Source organism: Streptomyces sp. HNM0575, from assembly GCF_012726265.1.
Taxonomy (GTDB): Bacteria; Actinomycetota; Actinomycetes; order Streptomycetales; family Streptomycetaceae; genus Streptomyces.
In genome coordinates this window covers 84337-106796 of sequence record NZ_JAASAG010000009.1, presented here as the reverse complement: position 1 = coordinate 106796, position 22460 = coordinate 84337, and the positions used below count along the sequence as shown (strand labels likewise).

The following is a 22460-nucleotide window of genomic DNA, read 5'->3' as shown; positions in this document are numbered from 1 at the left end:
AGAAGGAAGGGACGGATAGCCGGTGTCGACGCCGTTCTACGTCTCACCACAGCAGGCCATGGCGGACCGCGCCGAGTATGCCCGCAAGGGCATCGCCCGGGGCCGCAGCGTGGTCGTGTTGCAGTACACCGACGGCATCGTGTTCGTCGCCGAGAACCCCTCGCGTTCGCTTCACAAGATCAGCGAGATCTATGACCGCATCGCCTTCGCGGCGGTGGGCAAGTACAACGAGTTCGAGAATCTGCGGATCGGCGGCGTCCGTTATGCGGATCTGCGTGGATTCACCTATGACCGCGCCGATGTGACGGCCCGTGGGCTGGCGAACGTCTACGCCCAGACGCTGGGGACGATCTTCTCCAGCGCGGCGGAGAAGCCGTACGAGGTGGAGCTGATCGTCGCCGAGGTCGGGCCCGGGCCCGAGGACGACCAGATCTACCGGCTCCCGCACGACGGTTCCATCGTCGACGAGCACGGCTCGCTCGCCGTCGGAGGCAACTCCGACCAGATCAACAGCTATCTCGAGCAGCGCCACCGCGACGACATGACCCTCGAGGAGGCCGTGAAGCTCGGCAAGGAGTCCCTGGCGCGCGACAACAACGGCGGTGAACGCGAGGTCACCGCCGACCAGTTGGAGGTCGCGCTGCTCGACCGCAGCCGTGTGCAGCAGCGCAAGTTCAAGCGTGTGCTGGGCAGTCAGCTGCGGCGGCTGCTGGGGGAGGACGAGAGCTCCGGCGGCGGTTCGGGCTCCTCATCGGGTTCGTCTTCGGACGACGACAGCACGGAAGAGTCCTCCGGCGAGGACTCGGAGGAGTAGCGGGCCGCCGGTCCCGGACCGGGTCCCTCATCCGCTGCGATGTGCCCCGCAGGCTCAACTGCCTGCGGGGCACACGGCCTTGGAGGCTCGGGCCTCAAGCCCCGGGCCCGGGCCGCTCGCCGCCAGTGCGGCTTCGGCTCGGCAGTCTCAGCGGGGCCGACGGGGGTCAGTGGCTCTCGGGTGCTCCGGTCCCGGTGCCCGCCTCGGGCGGTCCGGCCGTGGACCCGCGGCGTACGAGCCGCACGGGCAGCACGGGGGCGCCGGGCGCCCGCCCCGCCAGTACGGCGAGCAGCGCGCGCATGCCTGCCGCGCCGACCTCCTCCGCGGGGAGCCGTACCGTCGTCAACTCCGGTTCCAGCGCCGTCGCCAGGCTCAGATCGTCGAAGCCGGTCACGGACACGTCCTCGGGCACCCGCAGCCCCAGTCGCCGTGCCGCCTTGCAGGCCCCGGCGGCCAGCAGGTCGTCGTCGCAGACCAGCGCCGTGGGCCGGGGGCGGGCGGTGAGGGCTCGGGTGGCGGCCCTCAGCGCGTCCTCGACGTCGAGGGCGCTGCGCTCGGTCCGTACGACCGCCCCCGGAGCCGCCGCGACCGCCTCCGACAGCGCACGGGCCCGCTCCCGGAAGGTCCAGGTGTCCACCGCGGCGGCCAGATGCGCGAGGCGCAGGTGACCGAGCCCGAGTAGGTGCCCGGCCGCCTGGCGCATGCCGTCGGCGATGTCGAGATTGACGGTGGCGGCGGCCCGGTCGCCCGCCGGGTCGGTGTCCAGCATCACCAGCGGCAACCCGCCCTCGCGGAGAGCGGCCAGCGCGTCGGCGGCCATCGACGAGGCGATCACGCCGTCGAGCGCGGCCCGCGCGGAGCCGAAGGGGTCGACGGCCGGCCCGGTGCCCGCGGGGGAGGGGTAGAGGACCACTCCGAAGTCGTGCTCGGCGGCGACGCGTGAGGCGCCGGCGTGCACGCGCGCGAAGTAGTCGTGGGTGAGGGCGGGCACGACGAGGAGCGCGGTGCGCGTACGGCCCAGACGGAGGCTGCGTGCGGCCAGATTGGGGCGGTAGCCGAGCTCCCGTGCGGCCGTCCGTACGGTCTCCGCGGTACGGGCCGAGACCCGGCCCTGCCACTTGCCGCCCAGTACCAGGGAGACCGTCGCCTGCGAGACGTTCGCGTGGCGTGCGACGTCGCGGCTCGTGGGGCGGCCGGGAGAGGCCCCGGGGGCGGCAGGCGGCTGGTCCGCTCCGCCGGGACAGCCGGGCCGCCTGCTGCTCGCCATCCGTAGCGCTCCTTCTCCGTCCGTGGCCCGGCCCGGGGGAGTTCTCGGATTCCAGGTGGACCGTGGGGTGAGCGACATGGTACGTATGACGGCGGCCGTTATACGTACAACGTGACAGCGTGGCCTGCTGAGCCTCGGAAGGGAGACGGAAGCCATGGCGACGGGCTATGCCGAGCTGCTGCGGGCCCGCCACGCGATGCGGCTGCTCGCGGGCACGCTGACGGGAAGGCTGCCCAACGCCACGGGCCCGCTTGCGATCGTGCTCTTCACCCGCGCGGAAGGCGGGAGTTACACGCTCGCGGGCGTCCTCTCCGCCGTGTACGGGCTCGCGACCGCCCTCGGCCAGCCGCTGCTGGGACGCCTCGTCGACCTCCACGGACAGCCGCGCGTGATGCTTCCCGCGGCAGTGCTCTCGGCGCTGGGGATGCTGCTGCTCACGCTCGCCGGCACGGATCCGGTCTGGGCCGCCGCCGTCGGCGTGCTCGTCGCCGGGGTCTGCACGCCACCGCTCGAAGGCGGACTGCGCGCGCTGTGGCCCAGCGTGCTGCGCGGGCCCGAGAAGGTGCACAGGGCGTACGCGCTCGACGCCGTCGCGCAGGAGGTGATGTTCGCCGTCGGGCCGCTGCTGGTGACGGTGTTCGTGGCGATGTGGAACGAGGCCGCGGCGCTGCTGCTCATCAACGCGCTCGGCGTGCTGGGTGCCCTGTCCGTCGTCGTATCGCCGCCCTCGCGTGCCTGGCGCTCCGCTCCGCGCGAGCCCCACTGGCTGGGTGCTCTCCGCTCGCCGGGGCTGCTGGCGCTGCTGGGCACCTTCTTCTTCGTCGGTCTCGCGCTGGGCGCCGTCGCCGTCGCGTCCGTCAGTTACGCGGACGATCACGGCGAGGCGCTCATCTCCAGCTATCTGCTCTCCGCGCTGGGCTTCGGCGCGCTCGCCGGCGGCCTCGTCTACGGGGCGCGGCGCTGGCCGGGCGCTCCCGAACGCCGCCTGGTGTGGCTGGTTCTCGCCCTTGCCGCGGGCTATATGCCGCTGGCTCTCGTGCCCGGGGTCGTCGCGATGACGGTCCTTGCGGGTGTCGCGGGTGTGTTCCTCGCTCCGGCGCTCGCGTGCGCGTTCGTGGTGGTCGACCGGCACGCGCCTTCCGGGACCGTCACGGAGGCCTTCTCCTGGCTGGTCACGACGTTCGGCGTCGGTGCGGCCGCCGGTACGGGCGTGGTGGGTCCCGTGATCGAGGCGGGCGGCGCCTCGGCGGGGTTCGCGGTCGTCGGCGGGGGAGGGCTCGCGGCCTTCCTCGTACTGCTGCTGACGGCCCGTGCCCTCTCGGCGGCGCCACCGGCGGGCTCCCGCAGCGCCGCCGCGGGAACTGCGTCAGGCCCCTCTCCCGACCGGGCGGCGGGGTCCGCGGCGAGCCCGGACGGGAGCCCCGGCGCAGCGCTCGCGGCAGGCGCCGCAGCGGCTCCCGGCCACGCGTCGGCGCCGGTCACCGAGGCGGAAAATGATCGCAACGGTGCCCCCCAACCCGGTTTCAGAACAGGCCCTCAGGCGTAATGTTCAGTCATGGACCGCCGAATCTTCGGGCTTGAGAACGAGTACGGCGTCACGTGTACGTTCCGGGGTCAGCGCCGTCTGTCCCCCGACGAAGTGGCGCGGTATCTCTTCCGCCGTGTCGTGTCATGGGGCCGCAGCAGCAACGTGTTTCTGCGCAACGGCGCCCGCCTCTACCTGGATGTGGGCTCACACCCCGAGTACGCGACTCCCGAGTGCGACAACGTGACCGAGCTGGTCACCCACGACAAGTCCGGCGAGCGCATCCTCGAGGGTCTCCTCGTCGATGCCGAACGGCGCCTGCACGAGGAAGGAATCGCAGGCGACGTCTTTCTCTTCAAGAACAACACCGACTCCGCGGGCAACTCCTACGGCTGCCACGAGAACTATCTCGTCGCGCGGCACGGGGAGTTCTCCCGGCTCGCGGACGTGCTCATCCCCTTTCTCGTCACGCGGCAGCTCGTATGCGGCGCGGGGAAGGTGCTCCAGACGCCGCGCGGCGCCGTCTACTGCGTCAGCCAGCGCGCCGAGCACATCTGGGAGGGCGTCAGCTCCGCGACGACGCGCTCCCGCCCGATCATCAACACCCGCGACGAGCCGCACGCGGACGCGGAGCGCTACCGCCGTCTCCACGTGATCGTCGGCGACTCCAACATGTCCGAGACGACCATGCTGCTCAAGGTCGGCGCCACCGACCTCGTGCTGCGCATGATCGAGGCGGGCACGGTGATGCGCGACCTGACCCTGGAGAACCCGATCCGGGCCATCCGCGAGGTCAGCCACGACATCACGGGGCAGCGCAAGGTGCGCCTGGCGAGCGGCCGTGAGGCGTCGGCGCTGGAGGTGCAGCAGGAGTACTACGAGAAGGCGCTGGACTTCTGCGACCGCAGGGGCATCCGCACGGGCCGCGTGGAGCGCGTACTGGAGCTGTGGGGCCGCTCGCTGGACGCCATCCGCACCCAGGAGCTCGACAAGATCAACACGGAGATCGACTGGGTCATGAAGTACCAGCTGATCGAGCGCTACCGGAACAAGAACAACATCACGATGTCGCACCCCCGCATCGCGCAGATAGATCTCGCCTACCACGACATCCACCGTCGCCGTGGCCTCTACTACCTGCTGGAGCGCAACGGCCAGGCCGCCCGCATCTGCAACGACCTGAAGATCTTCGAGGGCAAGTCGGTGCCGCCGCAGACGACTCGTGCGCGGCTGCGCGGCGACTTCATCAGGCGGGCTCAGGAGCAGCGCAGGGACTTCACCGTCGACTGGGTCCATCTCAAGCTCAACGACCAGGCGCAGCGCACCGTGCTGTGCAAGGACCCCTTCCGGTCGGTCGACGAGCGGGTGGAGAAGCTCATCGCAGGTATGTAAGAGGTGCGACAGGGGGGACGGGATGTCCGGACGGGGCCGTAGGGTTGCCCCCGACCGTCCGGACATCCCTACACCGCGAGTTGGACACAATGCTGAAGACCCCCGGGGGAACGACCCCCCGCCCCAGGAAGCCCTTCGTGCGCCGCATCGTCGCGGCTCTCGCCGTATCAGCGCTGGTCGCCTCCGTCGCCGGCTGCGGCGGCGAGGACGAGAACGGGCAGCCCCCGAAGGTCACCGGCGCCACGGACAAGAAGCCCAAGGTGGCCAAGGGCAAGGGCAAGCCTCCGAAGGGCCTGAAGGTGAAGGTCCTGAAGGAGGGCAAGGGGCAGAAGGTCAAGAAGGGCGACTCGCTCAACGCGAACTACCACGGCCAGCTGTGGAACGGCAAGGAGTTCGACAGCAGCTGGAAGCGCGGCCAGCCCGCCACTTTCCAGATCGGCACGGGCAAGGTCATCAAGGGCTGGGACGAAGCCCTCGTCGGCAAGAAGCTCGGCAGCCGCGTCGAGATGGTGGTGCCCCCGGCGAAGGGTTACGGCAAGCAGGGCCAGCCCCCCACGATCCCGAAGAACTCCACGCTGGTCTTCGTCGTCGACCTCGAGAAGATCATGCCGAACAAGATCGACGGCAAGCCGGCCAAGCTCGACCACAACCCGGACCTGCCGAAGGTGAGCACTGAGGTCGAGGCGGACAAGGCGCCCAAGATCACGATGCCGAAGGGCAAGGACAAGGCGCCGGACAAGCTGCTCGACGAGACGATCGTCAAGGGCGACGGCAAGAAGGTCACCGATAAGAGCACCATCCTGACCCAGTTCTCGGCGAAGCTCTGGAAGGGCGGCAGGCAGCTCGACGACACCTGGGCGCAGGGCGGCCCGCAGGAGATCCCCGTCTCCAAGATCCCCGGCTGGTCCGAGGCGCTGAAGGGGAAGAAGGCGGGCAGCCGCGTGGTGATCTCCGTCCCGAAGGACGAGTTCCCGAAGCAGCAGCGCAAGCAGTTCTCCTCGGGCGTGGTCTTCTCCGTGGACGTGCTGAGCGTCAAATGACCCCGCGTGACAGACTGGCGCGGTTGTCCGAATGATTCGTTGCTAGGAGCCATTTCGTGAGCATCGACAAGCCCGAGGTCGACTTTCCCGAGGGCGCGCCGCCTGCCGATCTGGAGATCGTGGATCTCTGGGAGGGCGACGGGCCCGAGGCCAAGGCCGGCGACAACGTCTCCGTCCACTACGTGGGCGTCTCCTTCTCCAGCGGCGAGGAGTTCGACGCCAGCTGGAACCGGGGCAAGCCGCTTCAGTTCCAGCTCGGCGCCGGCCAGGTCATCCCCGGCTGGGACCGCGGTGTGCAGGGCATGAAGGTCGGCGGGCGCCGCCGGCTGACCATTCCCGCCCATCTCGCGTACGGGGAGCAGGGCGCGGGCGGCGGCCGTATCAAGCCGAACGAGACCCTGATCTTCGTCTGCGACCTGGTCTCCGTCTGAGTCCGGGCCGCTGCGCGGTTTCGACCGGGGGTCCCGCCCGAGGGCGGGGCCCCCGGTCTTGCTTTTGCGGGGAACGCCCCGAGCGGTACGGTCAATTGCCGAGAAGAGCACAGAGAAGTACGAGAAGTACGGGAGCACGAGGGAGCCCATGGCGATTGCCAAGGCCGAGCGGCTGATGAATCTGGCGCTGTGCCTGCTCGGGACCCGGCGCCCGCTGACGAAGCGCGAGCTGCGTACCTCGATCGAGGCATATCTGGAGGCCGGCAGCGACGAGGCCTTCAACAGGATGTTCGAGCGCGACAAGGACGATCTGCGCGAACTCGGCCTCGTCATCGACACCGTGGAGAGCCTGGACGGCGATACCGGCTACCGGGCGCAGCGCGACAGCAACCGCCTCCCGCCCATCGCTCTCGACGCCGAGGAGGCCACTGCCCTCGGCCTCGCCGCCCGCGTCTGGCAGCAGGCACGCCTCGCCGGGGCGGCGAGCGGCGCCCTCCAGAAGCTGCACGCCGCCGGCGGCATGCCGCACCACGGCGAGCAGGGCGACGCGGCCGTGCCCTCGGTGCCGCACAGCACGCTGGAGCCCCATATCCCCGCCCGTGAGGCGGCGTTCGAGCCGCTGATGCTCGCGTGCAGGGACCGGCGCCCCGTCGTCTTCGACTACCGCAAGTCCAACGCCGCCCGTCCGGAGCGCCGCCAGGTCGAGCCCTGGACGCTGGAGTGCTGGCGCGGCCACTGGTATCTCGCGGGGTACGACCGCGACCGGCAGGCCGAGCGGGTCTTCCGCATCTCACGGATCACGGGGCCGGTGCGCTCACGCTCGTCGGCGTTCACCGCCGTGGTGCCGGACCAGGTGACCGTACGGGAGACCGTGGAGCGCTGGGCGGGGGAGAGCGCGTCCCGCAGCGCGCGCATCCGGCTGCGCGCGGGTGCGGGCTACCCGCTGCGGGCCCGGGCCACCGAGGTACGTGAACTGCCCGGCGGCTGGGAGGAGTTGGAGATCCCGTACGGCCACGGGCTGGACGCCTGGCTGGTGGAGTTCGGGCCGGACGTGGTCGTGCTGGAGCCGGCCGAACTGCGGGCCGAAGTGGTGGACCGGCTGCGCGCCGTCGCCAAGGGCTGAGGGGGAGCACAGACGTGGCACCGAACGCCATCGACCAGACCCGAAGGATGCTGTCGCTGGTCACGTATCTGCGCGACCGTCCCGGTGCCCGCATCGACGACGTGGCCCGCGCCTTCGGCATCACCTCCGACGAGCTGATCTCCGACCTGGACGTGCTGCCGATGTGCGGCACCAGCTTCCGCGGCGGCGATCTGCTGGAGATCGACACCGACGGCGAGCGGATCTGGTGGCGGAACGCCGACGCCCTCGGCAGCGACACCGCCCAGCCGCTGCGCCTGGCCTCCGACGAGGCCACCGCACTGCTCGTCGCCGCACGCGCCGTGGCGACCCTGCCGGGGCTCCGCGAGAGCGACCGGGACGCGCTGCGCCGTGCCACCGCGAAGCTGGAGGAGGCCGCCGGCGAGAGCGCGGGCGCCAGCTCGCGGCTGTCGGTCACCTTCGAGTCGGAGGGCGGCGTCTTCGCCGACATGGACCGTGCCATCGCCGAGCAGCGCAGGCTGTGGCTGCGCTACTACTCCCCTGCGCGCGACGAGTTGACCGAGCGCGAGGTCGATCCGATCCGCCTCTTCGCGGTGGGGCACACCTATCTGGAGGGCTGGTGCCGGCTCTCCGAGGCCCGCCGTACCTTCCGGCTGGACCGGGTCGCGGCCATCCGGCTGCTGGAGGAGCCCGCGGATCCGCCGGCCGTGGAGCTGCGCGATCTGAGCGAGGGGCTGGTGCAGCCGTCCGCCGACGATCCGGAGGTCGTGGTCGAGGTGGGTCCCGGTGGCCGCTGGGTCGCCGAGTACTACCCGTACGACAGCGCGGAGGAACTGCCCGACGGGGGCCTGCGTGTGACCCTGCGCACTCCCGATCCGGCCTCGCTGCGGCGCCTGGCCCTGCGGCTGGGCCGCGACGGCAGGATCGTGGCGCCCCGCGAACTCGCCGACAGCGCACGCGAGGCGGCGCGCACGGCGCTGGCGGCGTACGGGGAGTAGGGAGGGCGTCCGCCCCCCGCCCCGCTCCCACTAGGCTCGGCTCATGCTCTGGCCCATGTTCTTTCTCGCGCTCGCCTTCTGCGGAATCGCCGTGCTCGGCGTGCTGGCCGTCCGGGTCGGGCTGGAAGTGCGCCGGTTCACCCGGGCCGTCGGCGACAGCTCGGAGCGCATCACCCGTGCCGCAGAGGATCTGGAACGGGCCGCGGTGCCGCTGGCGGGCCGGGCCGGAGCCGCGCGTGAGGCGCACGAGGGTGCGGGCGGCAAACCGGACGACCTACGTGATCAGCGCGCTGACCTGCGAAGCGATCCGCAGGGTGAGGCACGGGCCGACGTGTCCGGCGGTGCGCGGCAGGCCGGGGCGAACGGCACCGGCCCGAAGCGGCACTGAGCGGACGCCGCGACGGAGGTGCACGGGTGCCCTGCCTGGCCCGTACCTTTGAGCGGTAAGCTGCGCAGTGCCGCGTTGCGGCAGCGGGGGGCGAGCGCTACTTCGGGTCAGTGCGGGCATTGCCCGCTGTTCACGGCCCAGGGTTACGATCGCTGGAGCACTCGCTTGACGCAGCCCGTCCGATTCCACACGGCAGGCAAGGACATACGCCGGCCCCGGCGAGAAGGTAGTGGCACATGATCGGCAACCTGAAGCCCCTGGAGATCGTTCTGATCGTCCTGGTCATCCTGCTGCTGTTCGGCGCCAAGAAGCTTCCGGACATGGCCCGTTCACTGGGCAAGTCTGCCCGCATCCTCAAGAGCGAGGCCAAGCAGATGAAGAAGGACGGCGGCGACGACTCCGACGCCGGGACCGCCGACTCGCAGCAGGCGCACAAGACCATCCAGGCCGCGCCCGGCGACGTCGCCAGCTCCCGGCCCGTCTCCGAGCCGAGCAGCCAGCAGCAGCAGAACCAGTCCTGACCGTCGTGTGACCCCGCCGTACGGCGCCGGCACGGCGACGGCGGCACGTATGGCACGACCGGCATTTCCGACACTTCAGACAACGAGGACCTGGGTTGCTCAAGTCAGCCCGTAAAGAGGGCAAAAGGGAGAAGGACCCCGAGGGGCGGATGCCCCTCGCGGACCATTTGCGGGAGCTGCGCAACCGGCTGCTGAAGGCGGTGCTGGCGATCCTCGTCGTCACCGTCGTGGCGATGATCTACTACAAGCAGATCGCCGACTTCCTCACGGACCCCGTGCGCGAATCCGTCGGCTGCACGCAGGGCTTCGGGCGGGCCGCGAAGGACGGCGAGACCTGCGCCGAGATCACCATCAACGGTCTGATCGCCCCCTTCACGATCATGCTCAAGGTCGCGCTGATGGCCGGCGTGGTCGCTGCCTCCCCGATCTGGCTCCACCAGCTGTGGGCCTTCCTCGCCCCCGGTCTGCACAAGCACGAGAAGAAGTACGCGCGCGCCTTCGTCGGCGCCGGGGTCCCGCTCTTCCTCGGCGGCGCCTACCTCGCGTACCTGATCCTGCCCCAGGCGGCCGCGGCGCTCCTCGACTTCACCCCGGACGGCACCGGGAACCTGATCCCGCTGGACGACTTCATCGACATCGTCACGCGGCTCGTGATCGTCTTCGGTCTCGCCTTCGAACTTCCGCTGCTGCTGGTGATGTTGAACCTCACCGGCATCCTCAGCGGACGCCGGCTGCTGAGCTGGTGGCGGGTGATGGTGCTGTGCATCACGATCTTCTCCGCGGTGGCCACGCCGACGGGCGACCCGCTGACGATGTCGGCTCTGGCGGCGCCCATCGTGCTGCTGTTCTTCGGCGCCGTGGGCATCTGCCTCCTGAACGACCGGCGCCGCAGCCGGAGCGATCCGTACGCGGACCTGGACGACGACGAGGCGACGGAGATCGACGCCCCCGACGCCCTCGACCAGGGTGAGAGCGTCCCCGCGCCCCGATCGCTCCCGGAGGGCGAGTCCGGCGGCGGCCCGGGTGAGAACGGCAACGGCCGGCAGGGACGCGACGGTTACGACGACGCGACCTGACCGGGTATGGTCCGCGCGTGACCAGCGAGATCACTCTTTTCGTCAATCCCACGGCGGGCCGCGGCCGTGGGGCCGGCGCCGCGCAGCCCGCGGCTGACGCCCTGCGCGGAGCCGGCTTCGCCGTACGCACCGTCGTCGGCAACGACGCGGACGACGCGCTCGTGCGCGCACGCGAGGCCGTGCAGGCCGGCACCGGAGCGCTGATCGCCGTCGGCGGCGACGGCATGGCCTCCCTCGCGTTGCAGGCCGTCGCCGGTACGGAGACCCCGCTCGGCGTCGTGGCCGTGGGCACCGGAAACGATTTCGCCCGGGCCACGGGCCTGCCGGTGCGGCACCCCGCCGAGGCCGGGCGGGTCGTCGCCGAGGCGCTCAAGGCGGGGCACGAGCGGCACATCGACCTCGGCAGAATCGGGGACCGCTGGTTCGGGTCGGTGCTCGCCTCGGGCTTCGACTCACGCGTCAACGACCGCGGCAACCGGATGCGCTGGCCCTCCGGCAAGGCCAAGTACGACCTGGCGATCCTCGCCGAGCTGGCCGCCTTCAAGACCATCCCGTACCGCATCACGCTCGACGACGGGGAGCCGCTGGAGACCGAGGCCACGCTGGTGGCCGTCGGCAACGGGCCCTCGTACGGCGGCGGCATGCGCATCTGTCACGGCGCCGAGCTGGACGACGGGCTCCTCGACGTGACGGTCGTGGGGGAGTGCAGCCGCGCCACGCTGCTGCGGGTCTTCCCCCGCGTATACAAGGGCACCCATCTGTCCCATCCGGTCGTCACGACTTACCGGGCGCGGAGCGTGCGCCTGGAGGCGCCGGACGTCACGGGATACGCGGACGGGGAGCCGGCGGGGCCGCTGCCGCTGACGGCGCGGGTCGTGCCGCGGGCGGTGCGGCTGCTCGTCGCCCCGTGACCCCCCGCGCCCGCCTGCCTTGCGGCATCGCCACGGCGGGACCCCGTGATCCGTGACCGGACGATGATCGTGCGTCGCTGTCGGAGGTGGCCGGTAGGCTCGTAGTCACGATGACCGAGGATCTGTCCCCCGCAGAGCGATACGCACAGGCGCGGCTGCGCGCCGCAGAGCAGGCCACCGCTCTCGCCCCGTTCCGTGACCTGTACGACTTCGATCTCGACGAGTTCCAGATCGAGGCGTGCAAAGCCCTCGAAGCCGGGAAGGGAGTGCTGGTCGCGGCGCCGACCGGCTCCGGCAAGACGATCGTCGGCGAGTTCGCCGTCCATCTCGCCCTCACGCAGGGCCGCAAGTGCTTCTACACCACCCCGATCAAGGCCCTGTCCAACCAGAAGTTCAACGACCTGGCCAAGCGGCACGGCGCGGACCGCGTGGGCCTGCTGACGGGGGACAACAGCGTCAACGCCGACGCCCCGGTCATCGTCATGACCACCGAGGTCCTGCGGAACATGCTGTATGCGGGCTCGCAGGCGCTCGACGGCCTCGGACACGTGGTCATGGACGAGGTGCACTATCTCTCCGACCGCTTCCGCGGCGCCGTATGGGAAGAGGTGATCATCCACCTTCCCGAGTCGGTCACGCTGGTCTCGCTCTCGGCGACCGTCTCCAACGCCGAGGAGTTCGGCGACTGGCTGGACACCGTCCGCGGCGACACCGAGGTGATCGTCTCGGAGCACCGTCCCGTGCCGCTGTGGCAGCACGTGCTGGCCGGGCGCCGGATGTACGACCTGTTCGAGGAGAAGGGCGACAAGCGCGAGGTCAATCCGGACCTGGTGCGCATGGCCCGCATGGAGAACACCCGGCTGACCGGGCCGCGCGACCGCCGCCGCGGCAGCCCGCGCAGGGAGGCCGACCGCGAGCGCGAGCGGCGCCGGCGCTCCCGCGTATGGACGCCGGGCCGCCCCGAGGTCATCGACCGCCTGGACTCCGAGGGGCTGCTGCCCGCGATCACCTTCATCTTCAGCCGCGCCGGATGCGAGGCCGCGGTGCAGCAGTGCCTGTACGCGGGGCTGCGGCTGAACGACAGCGCCGCCCGCGCGCGGGTCCGCGACATCGTCGAGGAGCGCACCGCCGACATCCCGGACTCCGATCTGCACGTGCTGGGCTACTTCGAGTGGCTGGAGGGTCTGGAGCGGGGCATCGCCGCGCACCACGCGGGCATGCTGCCGACCTTCAAGGAGGTCGTCGAGGAGCTGTTCGTACGGGGCCTGGTCAAGGCCGTCTTCGCCACGGAGACGCTCGCGCTCGGCATCAACATGCCGGCCCGCTCGGTGGTCCTGGAGAAGCTGGTCAAGTGGAACGGCGAGCAGCACGCGGACATCACCCCCGGTGAGTTCACGCAGCTGACGGGGCGTGCGGGCCGCCGCGGCATCGACATCGAGGGGCACGCGGTCGTGCTGTGGCAGCGCGGCATGGACCCGGGCGCCCTCGCGGGCCTGGCCGGTACGCGTACGTATCCGCTGCGTTCGTCCTTCAAGCCCTCGTACAACATGGCCGTCAACCTGGTCGGGCAGTTCGGGCGGCACACCTCGCGCGAGCTGCTCGAGACGTCCTTCGCGCAGTTCCAGGCCGACCGTTCCGTGGTCGGCATCTCCCGGCAGGTGCAGCACAACGAGGAGGGCCTGGAGGGCTATCGGGAGTCCATGACCTGCCACCTCGGGGACTTCGAGGAGTACTCGCGGCTGCGCCGCAGGCTGAAGGACCGTGAGACGGAGCTGGCCAAGCAGGGCGCCCTCCAGCGCAGGGCGCAGGCCGCGGCGGCGCTGGAGAAGCTGAAGCCGGGCGACGTCATCCACGTACCGACGGGCAAGTTCGCGGGGCTGGCGCTGGTGCTCGACCCGGGCACGGGCGGCGGTGGCGGGCGCGGCCCGTCACATCAGCGCGGCTGGCAAGCGCAGGAGGGCCCGCGTCCGCTCGTGCTGACGGCTCAGCGGCAGGTGAAGCGGCTGGGCTCCATCGACTTCCCCGTGCCGGTCGAGGCGCTGGAGCGGATGCGCATCCCGAGGTCGTTCAACGCGCGCAGCCCCGCGTCGCGACGCGATCTGGCGTCGGCGCTGCGTACGAAGGCCGGGCACCACGCACCGCCGCGGCACCGCAAGCAGCGGTCGGGCGCGGCGGACGACGAGGAGATCGCCAGGCTGCGCGCGGAGATCCGCCGCCACCCCTGCCACGGCTGCGACGAGCGGGAGAACCACGCGCGCTGGGCGGAGCGCTACCACCGGCTCAAGCGGGACACGCGTCAGCTGGAGCGCAAGATCGAGGGCCGCACCAACACCATCGCCCGCACCTTCGACCGGGTCTCGGCGGTGCTGACGGAGCTGGACTATCTCCGCGGCGACGAGGTGACGGAGAACGGGCGGCGGCTGGCGCGGCTCTACGGAGAGCTGGATCTGCTGGCGAGCGAATGCCTGCGCTACGGCGTCTGGGACGGTCTGCCGCCCTCCGAACTGGCCGCCTGCGTCTCGGCGTTGGTGTACGAGTCGCGTGCGGCCGACGACGCGCTGCCGCCCAAGCTTCCCGGCGGCGGGGCGCGCGACGCCCTGGAGGAGATGGTGCGCATCTGGGGCCGTCTGGACGGCCTCGAGGAGGAGCACCGCATCAGCCAGACCGAGGGCGTCGGCCAGCGCGAGCCCGACCTCGGCTTCGCGTGGGCCGCGTACCGCTGGGCCGAGGGGCACGGCCTGGACTCCGTGCTGCGCGACGCCGACATGCCCGCCGGGGATTTCGTGCGCTGGTGCAAGCAGTGCATCGACGTGCTGGGGCAGATCTCCGTCGCCGCCCCGGCCGGCGGTGACGTGGCGAAGAACGCGCGCAGGGCGGTCGAGTCGATGCGCCGCGGTGTCGTGGAGTACACGAGCGTGGGCTGAGCGGCCGCGGCGCGGTGCCGCCGACTGCCGGGCAAGCCGACTGCCGGGCAACGGGCGGGAGTTGGCGCGGAGGACGGCTCGGCGGGCGTACGGGTTGGTGCCGTGCGCCGCGCGGGCATGTACAACGCGCCTGATGTTCTCGTGCCCCGCGGGAGGTCGCTGTGCGCACCACGTCCGGAACCACGTCCGGAGCCGTGTCCGGAACCACCGCCGGATCCGGCCCCGTCTTCCCGCCGGCGCGCGCAGCCCGCGCCCGGCGCTGGGCCGCCGCCGCGGCAGCGCTCGCCGCGGCGCTGACGCTCTCGTCCGCGGCTCCCGCTCCGCCGCCCGGCGAGGCCCGCGCTCCGGCGTCGGCGGACGGCCTGCGCGTCACCCAGATCCAGGCGATGGCCACCCACAACAGCTATCACCGTGAAGCCCCGTTCGCGGAGCAGCAGTTGATGGCACGGCACGATCCGGGCTTCCGTACGCTGCTCTACAGCCATGCGTCGCTGCCCGTGCAGTTCGAACGCCAGCAGGCCCGCGGCATCGAGCTCGACGTCCTCCCCGACCCCGACGGCGGCCTCTACGCCGACCCGCTGATCCGCAAGGACGCCGGACTGCCTCCCCTGACCGATCCCCGGCTGCGCGAGCCGGGCTTCAAGGTGCTGCACTGGGCCGACTTCGACTACCGCAGCAGCTGCGTCACGCTCAAGGGCTGTCTGAGCCAGGTGAAGCGGTGGTCCGAGCGCCACCCCGCCCATGTGCCGGTCCCCGTACTGCTCGAACTCAAGCAGACCGACCCGGAGATGGAGGCCCGCGGCGGCGCGAAGAGCCCGCCCTGGGACACGAAGATGCTGGATGCGCTGGACGCGGAGATCCGCAGTGTCTTCCCGGACGAGGCGACGCTCACCGCCGACGACATCCGCCGCCCCGGCGAGACCCTGGAGGAGTCGGTGCTCGCGCACGGCTGGCCGCGTCTGTCCGCCGCGCGCGGCAAGGTCATGTTCCTGATGGACAACGACGACCAGCGGCTACAGGACGCCTACCGCGCCGGCGGCCGGGAGAGCCTCCAGGGCAGGGTGCTGTTCACCGATTCCGAGCCCGGCCGTCCCGACGCGGCGTACATGAAGGTCAACGATCCGACGGGGCCCAACAGGGCCGTCATCCAGGAGCTGGTGAAGAAGGGCTACTTCGTACGCACCCGCTCCGACGAACCGCTCGACCAGGCCGCCGGCGGCGACACGGGCATGCTGCGCGACGCGCTGGCCTCGGGCGCGCAGATGATCTCGACGGACTTCCCCGTACCCGGTCTCGCCGCACGCTACGGCTCGGACTACGTGGCCGAACTCCCGCACGGCAGCGGCCCGGTGAGGTGCAATCCGGTCACGGCGCCGGGGCCGGGCTGCCCGCGCGGGCGGCTGGAGCGCTGAACGGGGACCGGCGGCGGCTCGGGGCCCGTGCCCGCCCCCCTGGCAGGGGCGCCCGGTTCCGCGTCCGGGCCCGCGGCCGGCCGGTCAGTGCGCGCGTCCGCGGTCAGGGACGGCCCTACGCCGGGCCCTACGTCGCGGACTCCTGCTCCGCCTCCACCTGGGCGTTCCACTCTTTCTTCGACGCCTGCCAGCCGTCCTCGTCGTGTCCCAGTCGCCAGTAGCCGGAGATGGACAACTGGTCGCGCTCCAGGCCCCGTTCGAGACGCAGGTGGCGGCGGAGCTCCTTCACGAAGCCGGCCTCGCCGTGCACGAAGGCCTGCACCGTGCCCGCCGGGAAGTCGAGGGCCCGCACCGCCTCCACCAGCTTCGTCCCGACACGGGCCGTGCCGCGGTGCAGCCACACCACGGTCGCGGTGTCCGGCACGCTCAGCTTCTGCTCCTCCTGCGGGCCCTCGACCTCGATGAGGGCCCGCACATCGGCGTCCGCGGGCATGGCTTCGAGCGCCGCGGCGATGGCCGGCAGGGCGCTCTCGTCACCGGCGAGGAGGTGCCAGTCGGCGGCGGGGTCCGGGCCGTACGCGCCCCCGGGGCCGAGGAAGCGGATCTCGTCGCCGGGCCGTGCGTCGCGCGCCCACGGACCGGCCAGGCCCTCGTCGCCGTGCACGACGAAGTCGAGGGTCAGCTCGCGTGCCGAGGGCGCCCAGGAGCGGACCGTGTACGTACGGGTGACCGGCCACTGGTCGCGCGGGAAGTCCGCGCGGACGCGCGCCATGTCCATGGGCTCCGGATACTCCACGCCCGGGACCGGGAAGAGCAGCTTCACATAGTGATCCGTGTACTGGCCCGCCTCGAACCCGTCGAGGCCGGGACCCGAGAGCACGACGCGCACCATGTGGGGCGTGAGCTGCTCGGTGCGGACCACGCGGGCGTGGTGGACCTGGTTCTTGCGGGCCGTGCGGTCTGCCACGTGAAACTCCAGGGGCGCGGAAGCGGGGCGGAGAGGGGCTCATGGGGGAGCCGTGGGGCCGGCGGCCTCGCCGGCCCCGGCAAGTTAGGTTTGCCTAAGTTCCCCAAAGCTACCACTTCACGCCGCGTATGCCGCGCCGGAAGGCAGACGGACGATCTGCGGGATACGGCCCGGCTGCCGGTGCGCGGCGGCCTGCCCGAGCCCTCGCCCGAGTCCGCGCTCAGCCCTCCCGCTCCGCCAGTACGTTCAGCAGCCGTTCCAATGAGCCGCCGAGGCCCCACCGCTCCGCGAGCACATCCAGCGCCCGCGGGTCCCACGGCCGGACCGGCAGGGCCGCGTCGAACTCCGGCAGTGCCACGTCGTCGGCGACCCGCACCACCTTCGGTGCCACCGCCAGATAGGGGCGCGCCTCGGCCAGCCGCTTGCGCTGCGCGGGCGTGATCGCCGACGCCGGGTCGTCGGCGGCCGCGATGATCCCCGCCAGGTCGCCGTAGCGCTCCAGCAGCTTCGCGGCCGTCTTCTCGCCGATGCCCTGCACGCCGGGCAGCCCGTCGCTCGGGTCGCCGCGCAGCAGGGCGAGATCGGCGTAACCCGCGCCGTCCACGCCGTACTTGGCGCGCAGCGCGGCACCGTCGTAGACGTCCAGGTTCCCCACGCCCTTGACCGGATACAGCACCCGTACGCCCCGGGCGTCGTCGATCAGCTGGAACAGGTCGCGGTCGCCGGTGACGATGTCCACGGGCGAGGCCGCGCGGGCGGTGAGGGTGCCGATGACGTCGTCCGCCTCGTAGCCCGCCGCGCCGACGCGGGCGATGCCGATCGCGTCCAGCACCTCGTCGATCACGGGCACCTGCGGCGCGAGAGTGTCCGGGATCTCCTCCGCGTCCGGTCCGGCGGCCGCCTCTTCGGCCACGCGGTGCGCCTTGTAGGACGGGATGAGGTCGACGCGCCACTGGGGACGCCAGTCGAAGTCCATGCAGGCCACCAGCGATTCCGGGTGGCGGCTGCCCACCAGCCGCGCGATGAAGTCGAGCAGCCCGCGCACGGCGTTGACCGGGGTGCCGTCGGGCGCCCTGACCGAGTCCGGCACACCGAAGTACGCACGGAAGTAGAGGGACGAGGTGTCCAGGAGCATCAGGCGTCGCGCGGTCGTCGTAGTCACGGCCCCGATGATGCCGTACAGGTCGGACAGCGGAGCGCAGCGGCTTCGTGCCCCCCGGCACGCCCGTCGGGACCGCTCGTCCCGGATCCCCTCGCGGAGTCTCCGCGACGCGTCCCCGACGCCCTTGCGCGTGGCGCGAATTGGCCTGCCCCATCGGCCGATACCGGCCTACTCTCTTCTCCGTACGAGGAACGCGCCCTCCGGCCGCCGGCAAGCCGCGGCGGGCGACCACCGGGAGGCGGGCCGCCGTACGGGGGAGCGGCGCCTTGGTCGCACGGGGGGCGTACGGTGCCGGTATGGCGCTGACAAGTACCGGCACCGTGCGACGCGTCGTCTCACTCGTACCGTCGCTCACCGAGGCGCTGGCGGCCACCGCGCCCGGCCTGCTGGCCGGTGCCACCGACTGGTGCAGCCATCCTCCGGGGCTGGATGTGCCCCGGGTGCGGGGCACCAAGAATCCGGACGTCGAGCTGATCGTCTCCCTCGCCCCCGACCTCGTCGTGGCGAACGAGGAGGAGAACCGGGAGGCGGATCTCGCCGCCCTGCGCGCGGCCGGTCTGGAGGTCCTGGTCACCGAAGTCCGCACGCTGCCGCAGGCGTTCACCGAGCTGGAGCGGATGCTGACCGCGGGCTGCGGGCTCACGCGGCCCGCCTGGCTCGACGCGGCGGAGGCCGCCTGGCGGGAGGTGCGCGCGGAGTTCGACGTGCGGGCCGTGGTCCCGGTGTGGCGCAGGTCGTGGATGGTGCTCGGCCGCGACACCTTCGCGGGCGCGCTGCTGGCGCATCTCGGGGTGCGCAACGTCTACGGAGGGCACGCGGAGCGCTATCCGAAGGTGCCCGTAGGGGAGTTGAACGAGCCGGGGCGCGCCGATCTCGTCGTACTGCCGGACGAGCCCTACCGCTTCACCGCGGAGGACGGGCCGGAGGCCTTCCCCGCACTGCCCGCCGCTCTCGTCGACGGGCGCTTCCTGACCTGGTACGGGCCCTCGCTCGCCGAAGCGCCTGGCGCCCTCGCTGGGGCGCTGCGCACGGCGCTCAGCCGGCCGCCGGGGCCGCGCGCGCAGGCTCGGCCCGCGCAGGCTCCGCATCCCGACGGGCGGTATCCCGAGGGGCCGCATCCCGACGGTCCGCTTCCGTCCGCGCCGCCTCCACCAGAGCGCGCATGACGCGTACGTCCTGGCCCTCCTCGGGGTGCCACTGCACGGCCAGCACGAACGGGTGCTCGCCGCCGGGGAGTTCGAGCGCCTCGACCGTGCCGTCCTCGGCGTGCGCCCCGGCCACGAGTCCCTCGCCGAGCCGTGCCACCGCCTGATGGTGGTACGTCGGCACTGACACCGGCTCCGGCAGCACCTCCGCGAGCCGGGTCCCGGCCACGGGCCGTACGCCGTGCTCGGCGAAGACTCCCGGGCTGCCGCGGTGGCCCTCCATGTGCTGGACGAGGGTGCCGCCCAGCAGCACGTTGAGGATCTGCATGCCGCGGCAGATGCCCAGCAGCGGCACGCCCTGGTCCAACGCGGCCCGTGTCAGGGCCAGTTCCCATGCGTCACGCTCGGGGTCGGCCGGTCCGCAGTCCGGTGCGGTCTCGGCCCCGTACCGTGCGGGTTCGACGTCCGGTCCGCCGGAGACGACCAGGGCGTCGAGCCTGCCGACGACGCGGGCCGCCTGCTCTTCGCGGTCCGGCGGCAGCAGCAGGGCGCATCCGCCGGCCCGCTGCACCAGGCGGTGGTATCCGGCGGGCAGCACCGCGGCCCGGTGCTGCCACACGCCCCAGCGGACATCGTTCTCCATGTAGGTGCTGACGCCGATCAGCGGTGTCTGCATGAAGGGTGTCTGCATGAAGGAAGCCTCCGGCGGCGGTCTCGTCCACGGTCACCGGCGTCCGGTCGTCGCGGTCCGCCGGTCGTACGGTTCTCCAGCCTACGGGCGCCGTACGGCCCGTCCCGTACGCACCCTTCGTACGGGACGGGGCAGGCGCCCGTGCCGGATGTAACTCGTACCGGATGCGCTAGGAGCGCGGACCCGGCGCGGGAGCGGGCGCCGGTTCGCTGTCTCCGGAGTCGCGCTCCAGCTCCGCCTCGGCCGCCGCGAGCGCCGCGAACTCCTCCTCGGGGGCCGCGGCCACCAGCCGGTGCCGGCTGTAGAAGGCGAAGTAGGCGACGGCCACGGCGTACAGGACGAGGGCGATCCCGGCCGCCATCGGGTCGACCAGGAACGTGGCGACGACCGCCGCGCAGGCCAGCACGAAGGCGACCGACGAGGTGAGGAGCCCGCCCGGTGTGCGGTACGGCCGCGGCAGCTCCGGCTCGCGGCGCCGCAGCACGATGTGCGAGAGCGACATCAGCACGTAGGAGATGGCCGCGCCGAAGACGGCGATGTTGAGCATGCGCGCGCCGTCGCCGGTGGCCGCCGCCAGCGAGAAGCCGATCGCGCCGGGCACCAGCAGCCCCAGGTAGGGCGCCTTGCGGCGGCTCGTCAGCGACAGGAAGCGCGGCAGGTAGCCGGCCCGTGACAGGGCGAAGAGCTGCCGCGAGCCGGCGAAGATGAGCGAGAAGAAGGAGGCCACCAGGCCTGCGAGGCCCGCGTAGTTGACGATCCGGCTCAGCGTCGTCGCCTCGCCGCCGGTGGCCGCCTGGAGCGCCGCCACGAGCGGGTTGTCGGCGTCCTTGATGGCGTCCGAACCGGCAGCGCCGGCAGCGGGGATCAGCGTCAGCACGGCGAGCAGCACCAGGATGCCGATGGAGAAGGCCAGGGCCTTCGGCATGGCCCGTACCGGGTCGCGGGCCTCCTCGGCCGCCAGCGGCACGCCTTCGACGCCGAGGAAGAACCACATGCCGAACGGGAACGCGGCCCAGATGCCCAGCAGGCCCAGCGGCAGCCACGAACTGGAGCCGAAGGCGGCGCCGTCGACCGCGACGTCGTTGAGCGAGGCGTCGCCGAAGTGCGTGAACGCGCCGATGCAGAAGACCAGCAGGGCCGCGACCGCGATGCCCGTGACGACGAAGCTGAAGCGCAGCGCCTCGCCGACGCCCCACAGATGGATGCCGATGAAGATCGCGAAGCACACGAGGTAGACGGGCCAGCCGGCGTGGATGCCGAACAGGCCCAGCGATTCGACGTATCCGCCGATGAAGACGGAGATGGCCGCCGGGGCGAGGATGTACTCGATGAGGATCGCCGTACCGGTCAGGAAGCCGCCCCAAGTCCCCAGCGCGCGGCGGGCGAAGCCGTAGCCGCCGCCGGCGGTCGGCAGGACCGAGGAGAGCTCCGCGAGGGAGAAGACGAGGCAGGTGTACATCGTGCCCATGAGCACGGTGGCTATCGCCAGGCCGCCGAAGCCGCCCTCGGCGAGACCGAAGTTCCAGCCCGCGTAGTCGCCGGAGACGACGTATGCGACGCCGAGGCCGGTCAGCAGCAGCCATCCGGCGCTGCCGCGCCGCAGCGAACGGGCCTGGAGATAGGCCTCGGCGCTCTCCGGGCCGGTATCGGGGGACGAGTGCGAGGACTTGGTTCCTTCGGCCATGACCGCTCCTACCCTCGGCATTGGTGTGGTCACATACCTTTGCTCCGAGGTGGGGCACAGCGCAACCCCTCGCACGTTACGCGGCAGTTACGTGTGCGCGTCCACCCCTCGGGTGCCTCAGAACCCTTCGCGACCGTCCCCCTCACCGGTGCGGAAGCGGCGCGGAAGGTCATGTCAGGAACCCCCGCAGCAGCGCGGCGGTGCCCGCGCAGTGCTCACGGCTGACGCGGCGCGCACGCTCGGAATCGCCCGCCAGCACGGCGTCGACGAGCTCCGCGTGCTGCTGCTGTGCGTGCTCCAGGTTGCGCACCAGCAGCGGGATGCGGCCCAGCAGATCGTTGACCTTGGCGCGTACGGCCGCGTACTGGGCGGTCAGTGTGGGGGAGCCGGCCAGCTCGACGAGGGTGAGGTGGAAGAGCGTGTCGCTGCGCCGGTAGCCGGCCAGGTCCGCGTTGCGCGTCGCGTCGAGCGCGGTGCGCAGCCGTGCGGCCTCGGCGTCCTCCAGCCCGCGGGACGCGCACAGTTCGGCCGCGCCGGTCTCCAGCACCTCGCGGAAGCGGAGGGTGTCCCGTACGTCCAGGTCGCCGGCCGGCCCCGGGGCCCCGGCCGTCCCCGGGGCGCCGCGCCGCAGCTCCTGCGGGGAGCCCTCGCCGGGGGACGGCGGCTGCTGATGCCGCACGAAGGTGCCGCCGTAGCGTCCGCGGCGACTGACCACGAGGCCCTGCTCCGCGAGGACCTTCAGCACCTCGCGCAGCATGACGCGGCTGATGCCCAGGCGTCCGGCCAATTCGCGCTCGGCGGGCAGGCGTTCGCCGTCGGGCACCAGGCCCAGCCGCACGATCTGGAGTATCTGCTCCAGCGCCTCCTCGAAGCCGTTGCCCGCCCGAACCGGGCGGAGCACCGCGGCGAGCCGGTCGGCGTCCTCTCCCGGGCCGGCGGATCCCCCTGCCCCGGTGTCCTGCCCGGCGCTCACTGGCCCTCCCTCATCGGAACCCCTTCCGCGCCAATGG

18 protein-coding genes and 2 pseudogenes are annotated in these 22460 nt (G+C 72.0%); 14 read left to right on the top strand and 6 right to left on the bottom strand.

Going from position 1 to position 22460, the window contains the following annotated elements; genetic code table 11:
• Positions 1 to 22 precede the first annotated feature (22 nt).
• Positions 23 to 814 (top strand): proteasome subunit alpha, encoded by a 792-nt coding sequence (gene prcA / locus HCC61_RS21415; protein WP_169137726.1) that lies wholly within the window; start codon positions 23 to 25, stop codon positions 812 to 814.
• A 166-nt stretch (positions 815 to 980) separates the two neighbouring features.
• On the opposite strand, the gene HCC61_RS21410 is transcribed toward prcA, so the two are convergent.
• Positions 981 to 2081: a LacI family DNA-binding transcriptional regulator gene (locus HCC61_RS21410; protein ID WP_169137724.1), complete on the bottom strand. Its 1101-nt coding sequence runs from the start codon at positions 2079 to 2081 to the stop codon at positions 981 to 983.
• A gap of 154 nt (positions 2082 to 2235) precedes the next feature.
• Between HCC61_RS21410 and HCC61_RS21405 the strand changes: the two genes are divergently transcribed.
• From HCC61_RS21405 to HCC61_RS21350, 12 genes and pseudogenes are all read left to right on the top strand, one after another.
• Complete coding sequence (locus tag HCC61_RS21405) at positions 2236 to 3627, top strand: MFS transporter (RefSeq protein WP_169137722.1); 1392 nt, start codon at positions 2236 to 2238, stop codon at positions 3625 to 3627.
• Positions 3628 to 3636: 9 nt separating this feature from the next.
• Positions 3637 to 4998, top strand: coding sequence for a Pup--protein ligase (gene pafA / locus HCC61_RS21400; protein ID WP_169137720.1), 1362 nt, complete (start codon positions 3637 to 3639; stop codon positions 4996 to 4998).
• A gap of 137 nt (positions 4999 to 5135) precedes the next feature.
• A complete protein-coding gene (locus tag HCC61_RS21395; RefSeq protein WP_346777312.1) occupies positions 5136 to 6038 on the top strand; it encodes an FKBP-type peptidyl-prolyl cis-trans isomerase in 903 nt (300 codons plus the stop codon).
• Between the two features lie 56 nt (positions 6039 to 6094).
• Complete coding sequence (locus HCC61_RS21390) at positions 6095 to 6469, top strand: FKBP-type peptidyl-prolyl cis-trans isomerase (protein WP_055488325.1); 375 nt, start codon at positions 6095 to 6097, stop codon at positions 6467 to 6469.
• A gap of 148 nt (positions 6470 to 6617) precedes the next feature.
• Positions 6618 to 7592, top strand: coding sequence for a WYL domain-containing protein (locus HCC61_RS21385; protein WP_169137716.1), 975 nt, complete (start codon positions 6618 to 6620; stop codon positions 7590 to 7592).
• 14 nt (positions 7593 to 7606) lie between these two features.
• The gene (locus HCC61_RS21380) at positions 7607 to 8569 is read left to right on the top strand and encodes a WYL domain-containing protein (protein ID WP_169137714.1); all 963 of its coding nucleotides are present in this window, start codon (positions 7607 to 7609) and stop codon (positions 8567 to 8569) included.
• A 43-nt stretch (positions 8570 to 8612) separates the two neighbouring features.
• Positions 8613 to 8798, top strand: a pseudogene (locus HCC61_RS21375) (hypothetical protein); the annotation flags it as partial.
• Between the two features lie 395 nt (positions 8799 to 9193).
• Positions 9194 to 9478, top strand: a complete 285-nt coding sequence (gene tatA, locus HCC61_RS21370; protein ID WP_169137712.1) for a Sec-independent protein translocase subunit TatA — start codon at positions 9194 to 9196, stop codon at positions 9476 to 9478.
• Between the two features lie 95 nt (positions 9479 to 9573).
• Complete coding sequence (gene tatC / locus HCC61_RS21365) at positions 9574 to 10554, top strand: twin-arginine translocase subunit TatC (protein ID WP_169137710.1); 981 nt, start codon at positions 9574 to 9576, stop codon at positions 10552 to 10554.
• A 17-nt stretch (positions 10555 to 10571) separates the two neighbouring features.
• The gene (locus tag HCC61_RS21360; RefSeq protein ID WP_169137708.1) at positions 10572 to 11465 is read left to right on the top strand and encodes a diacylglycerol kinase; all 894 of its coding nucleotides are present in this window, start codon (positions 10572 to 10574) and stop codon (positions 11463 to 11465) included.
• A 110-nt stretch (positions 11466 to 11575) separates the two neighbouring features.
• Complete coding sequence (locus HCC61_RS21355) at positions 11576 to 14389, top strand: DEAD/DEAH box helicase (RefSeq protein WP_169137706.1); 2814 nt, start codon at positions 11576 to 11578, stop codon at positions 14387 to 14389.
• 194 nt (positions 14390 to 14583) lie between these two features.
• Positions 14584 to 15801 carry a phosphatidylinositol-specific phospholipase C1-like protein gene (locus tag HCC61_RS21350; RefSeq protein ID WP_169137704.1) on the top strand — a complete coding sequence of 406 codons (1218 nt, stop codon included), beginning with the start codon at positions 14584 to 14586 and terminating at the stop codon, positions 15799 to 15801.
• A 127-nt stretch (positions 15802 to 15928) separates the two neighbouring features.
• Here HCC61_RS21350 and HCC61_RS21345 read toward each other — a convergent pair whose 3' ends face one another.
• Together HCC61_RS21345 and HCC61_RS21340 are read right to left on the bottom strand one after the other, a co-directional pair.
• Entirely contained in the window at positions 15929 to 16768 is an 840-nt protein-coding gene (locus tag HCC61_RS21345; RefSeq protein ID WP_169137702.1) for a siderophore-interacting protein, read from the bottom strand.
• Between the two features lie 220 nt (positions 16769 to 16988).
• Complete coding sequence (locus tag HCC61_RS21340; protein WP_169138112.1) at positions 16989 to 17903, bottom strand: 5'-3' exonuclease; 915 nt, start codon at positions 17901 to 17903, stop codon at positions 16989 to 16991.
• Positions 17904 to 18226: 323 nt separating this feature from the next.
• Here HCC61_RS21340 and HCC61_RS21335 point away from each other — a divergent pair.
• Positions 18227 to 18967 (top strand): annotated as a pseudogene (locus tag HCC61_RS21335) (helical backbone metal receptor); the annotation flags it as partial.
• On the opposite strand, the gene HCC61_RS21330 reads toward HCC61_RS21335, so the two are convergent.
• The 3 genes from HCC61_RS21330 to HCC61_RS21320 all read right to left on the bottom strand — a co-directional run bounded on the left by HCC61_RS21330 (position 18966) and on the right by HCC61_RS21320 (position 22423).
• A complete protein-coding gene (locus HCC61_RS21330; protein ID WP_169138111.1) occupies positions 18966 to 19751 on the bottom strand; it encodes a gamma-glutamyl-gamma-aminobutyrate hydrolase family protein in 786 nt (261 codons plus the stop codon). The pseudogene HCC61_RS21335 and the gene HCC61_RS21330 overlap by 2 nt on opposite strands.
• Before the next feature lie 184 nt (positions 19752 to 19935).
• A complete protein-coding gene (gene eat, locus HCC61_RS21325; protein ID WP_169137700.1) occupies positions 19936 to 21450 on the bottom strand; it encodes an ethanolamine permease in 1515 nt (504 codons plus the stop codon).
• A 169-nt stretch (positions 21451 to 21619) separates the two neighbouring features.
• A complete protein-coding gene (locus HCC61_RS21320) occupies positions 21620 to 22423 on the bottom strand; it encodes an FCD domain-containing protein (RefSeq protein ID WP_169137698.1) in 804 nt (267 codons plus the stop codon).
• Between the last annotated feature and the right edge of the window lie 37 nt (positions 22424 to 22460).